The following is a 3,719-nucleotide window of genomic DNA, read 5'->3' as shown; positions in this document are numbered from 1 at the left end:
GTTGATGGAGCATTCAGGAAACCAAACAGAGAAAAAAATGAAAATAAGCCAATAGCTATGTAAAACTGCTTTTTGATTGAGTACATATTTACCATAATCGTATCTGTTTTAATTTAAATCTTCCTTCTTGTACGTAATGGCTTACCGAATGTTTATCTTTTTGTGTTTTTCTAATATTTTATCAAAAAAATTATCCTTTGTTAATATTAGTTGCATGCTTTTACATATATTATCCAATTTTAATATTGTTTTTGCATAGAAAATATTCAATATGTTGAACAATGATAATATAAAACTTTGAATTTTTATTATTGTTTCTTTTCGTATTTTTGTCTAAGACAATTGAAAACTATTAATTAAAACGAAAGAAGGATTATGGCATTTGATTTAGAGATGATAAAAAAGGTCTATTCTCTTATGCCTCAAAGGATTGAGGCTGCAAAGAAGTTGTTGGGTAAACCTTTAACCCTTACTGAAAAAATACTTTATTCGCATTTGGACGAAGGTGTTGCTACAAAAGTATATGAAAGAGGGGTATCATACGTTGATTTTAATCCGGATAGAGTTGCTATGCAGGATGCAACAGCTCAAATGGCATTATTACAATTTATGCAGGCTGGGCGTCCGAAAGTTGCCGTACCATCAACAGTACATTGCGATCACTTAATTACAGCAAGAGAAGGTGCAACAAAGGATTTGCCTTTTGCAACAAAGGAAAGCAAAGAAGTTTTTGATTTCTTAGGTTCTGTATCTAATAAATATGGTATTGGTTTCTGGAAACCGGGTGCAGGTATTATTCACCAGGTTGTATTGGAAAATTATGCGTTCCCAGGTGGTATGATGATCGGTACAGATTCTCATACGGTGAATGCAGGTGGTTTAGGTATGTTGGCAATTGGTGTTGGTGGTGCGGATGCATGCGACGTTATGGCTGGTCTTCCATGGGAACTAAAATTCCCTAAATTAATCGGTGTAAAGTTGACTGGTAAATTAAATGGCTGGACAGCTCCTAAAGATGTTATTTTGAAAGTGGCAGGTATATTAACTGTAAAAGGCGGTACTGGTGCTATTGTTGAATACTTCGGTGAAGGCGCAACTTCTATGTCTTGTACTGGTAAAGGTACAATCTGTAACATGGGGGCTGAAATTGGTGCTACGACTTCTACATTTGGTTACGATGAATCTATGGAGCGTTATTTACGTTCTACAGGCCGTGCAGATGTTGCTGATTTAGCTAACGGTATCAAACAGCATTTAAATGCAGATCCAGAAGTATACGCTTCTCCGGAAAAATATTTTGATCAGGTAATCGAAATCAATCTTTCAGAATTAGAACCACACTTGAATGGTCCGTTTACTCCGGATTTGGCTACGCCTGTTTCTAAAATGAAAGAAGAAGCTGCTAAAAATGGCTGGCCGTTAAAAGTAGAGTGGGGATTGATCGGTTCTTGTACAAACTCTTCCTATGAAGATTTATCAAGAGCAGCATCTATCGCTAAACAAGCTGTTGCAAAAGGTCTTGTTACTAAAGCTGAATTCGGTATTAACCCTGGCTCTGAACAAGTACGTTACACTGCCGACAGAGATGGTTTATTAGGTACATTCACTGATCTGAATGCAAAAATATTTACCAATGCATGCGGGCCATGTATCGGCATGTGGGATCGTGTTGGTGCTGAGAAAAAAGAGAAGAACACAATTGTTCACTCATTTAACCGTAACTTCGCGAAACGTGCAGATGGTAACCCGAATACATTTGCATTTGTAGCATCTCCTGAAATGGTTGCTGCGATCGCAATTGCAGGTGATTTATCATTTAATCCGATCACAGATACATTAATCAACGATAAAGGTGAGAAAGTGAAACTGGATCCTCCGTTTGGTGATGAACTTCCTAAGAAAGGATTCGCAGTTGAAGATGCAGGTTACCAGGCTCCGGCTGCAGATGGTTCTTCTGTACAAGTAGCAGTTTCTCCAACTTCAGATCGTTTACAATTACTGGATCCATTCACTCCTTGGGAAGGTACCGATTTAATAGGTCTTAAATTATTGATCAAAGCAAAAGGTAAATGCACAACGGATCATATTTCAATGGCTGGCCCATGGTTGAAATACAGAGGCCACTTGGATAACATTTCAAACAACATGTTGATTGGTGCGGTTAACTTCTTCAACGATAAAACAGATGAAGTTAAAAACCAGTTAACAGGTACATATGGCCCAGTACCGGCTACGCAGCGTGCATACAAAGCCGCAGGTATTGGTTCTATTGTTGTAGGTGATGAAAACTACGGTGAAGGTTCTTCAAGAGAGCACGCAGCCATGGAGCCTCGTCACTTGGGTGTACGCGCGGTACTTGTAAAATCATTCGCTCGTATCCATGAAACAAACTTGAAGAAACAAGGTATGCTTGGCTTAACGTTTGCAAATAAAGAAGATTACAACAAGATTCAGGAAGATGATTCTATTGATATTGTTGGTCTGAAGTCATTTACTCCAAATGTACCATTAACACTTGTGTTAAATCATAAAGACGGGAGTAAAGAAGAAATTAAAGTAAACCATAGCTACAACGAACAACAAATTGAGTGGTTCAAAGCTGGCGGTGCTTTAAATATCATCAGAGCTAACGTAGGAGCTTAATAAGTACTGAGTGCCAAGTATAAAAAATAGCGCATTCAATTTGGATGCGCTATTTTTATTTTAAAATGAATGCTGATTTTGTACTCTGTACTTTATACTTAGTACTCAGTACTTAAATCGCGTTCCTCTTCAACAAAAAAGGAACAAATATCTGATCAAAACTTTTCCGGATATCTGCTTCCACAAATTCAATCCCATAGTCACCGCATCGCAGCTTCAATTCATAGAAGTAAGCCTGTACTTTTTTCGTATATTCTTTTTTGATCTCTTGCGGATAGATTTTTATTTTTTCTCCGCTTTCTGCATCGGTTAAGATATATGGACGGTCCTCCAATTCAAACAATTCTTCCTGCTGTGAATCCCATATGTGAAACAGAATGATATCGTGTTTATTATGTCTGAGATGTTGTAAGGAAGTAAACAATTCTTCCATGCGTTTATCTTCTCCCAGGAAATCTGTAAAAATAACAACCATAGATCTGCGTGGAATCTGTTCAGCAAGACGATGAATTACTTCCGGCAGATTACTCGTTTTTTGAATATTCTTTTTTTCAAGTAACTGCTGTAGTTGTACAAGTGTGTTGTGCAGGTGTATAGACGTAGATTTGGTTTGGCTCATGTATTCAATTGAATCGCTGAACAAACTCAATCCAAATGCATCGCGTTGTCTTTGCAATAAATTAGCTAGGGAGCCACAGGCAATCGTTGAGAAACGTATTTTATCCAGGCTATCTTCAGGAAAGTACATGCTGGAACTAATATCCAGGGCTAAAACACAGCGCAGGTTTGTTTCCTCATCAAACTGCTTGGTATATAGGCGGTCTGTTTTTGCGAAAACTTTCCAGTCAATAAAACGGGTATTGTCTCCCGGATTGTAATTTCTATGCTCAGCAAATTCTACAGAAAAACCATGATAAGGTGATTTGTGTTTTCCTGTAATAAAACCATCAACCAGCTTTTTAGTTAAGAGTTCTAAATTTCCGTATTCGCGTAGGTCTTCTAAATTCATATTTATTTAGGAGAAAGTATAATGCTTGAAATGCCTTTTTTGTTTAATTTTTTTTGTTCGGCAGCAA

At 37.5% G+C, this 3,719-nt stretch carries 2 protein-coding genes; one reads left to right on the top strand and one right to left on the bottom strand.

Going from position 1 to position 3,719, the window contains the following annotated elements; genetic code table 11:
• Window positions 1–375 precede the first annotated feature (375 nt).
• Entirely contained in the window at window positions 376–2,643 is a 2,268-nt protein-coding gene (locus ACTHJT_RS06040; RefSeq protein ID WP_440237101.1) for an aconitate hydratase, read from the top strand.
• A 112-nt stretch (window positions 2,644–2,755) separates the two neighbouring features.
• On the opposite strand, the gene ACTHJT_RS06035 is transcribed toward ACTHJT_RS06040, so the two are convergent.
• On the bottom strand, window positions 2,756–3,652 hold the full coding sequence (locus ACTHJT_RS06035) for a DUF58 domain-containing protein (RefSeq protein WP_440237100.1): 897 nt from the start codon (window positions 3,650–3,652) through the stop codon (window positions 2,756–2,758).
• Between the last annotated feature and the right edge of the window lie 67 nt (window positions 3,653–3,719).

It is taken from the genome of Cytophaga sp., assembly GCF_051961495.1.
Classification (GTDB): domain Bacteria; phylum Bacteroidota; class Bacteroidia; order Cytophagales; family Cytophagaceae; genus Cytophaga.
The sequence above is the reverse complement of the archived record's forward strand: the minus strand, read 5'-3'. Positions and strand labels throughout refer to the sequence as shown.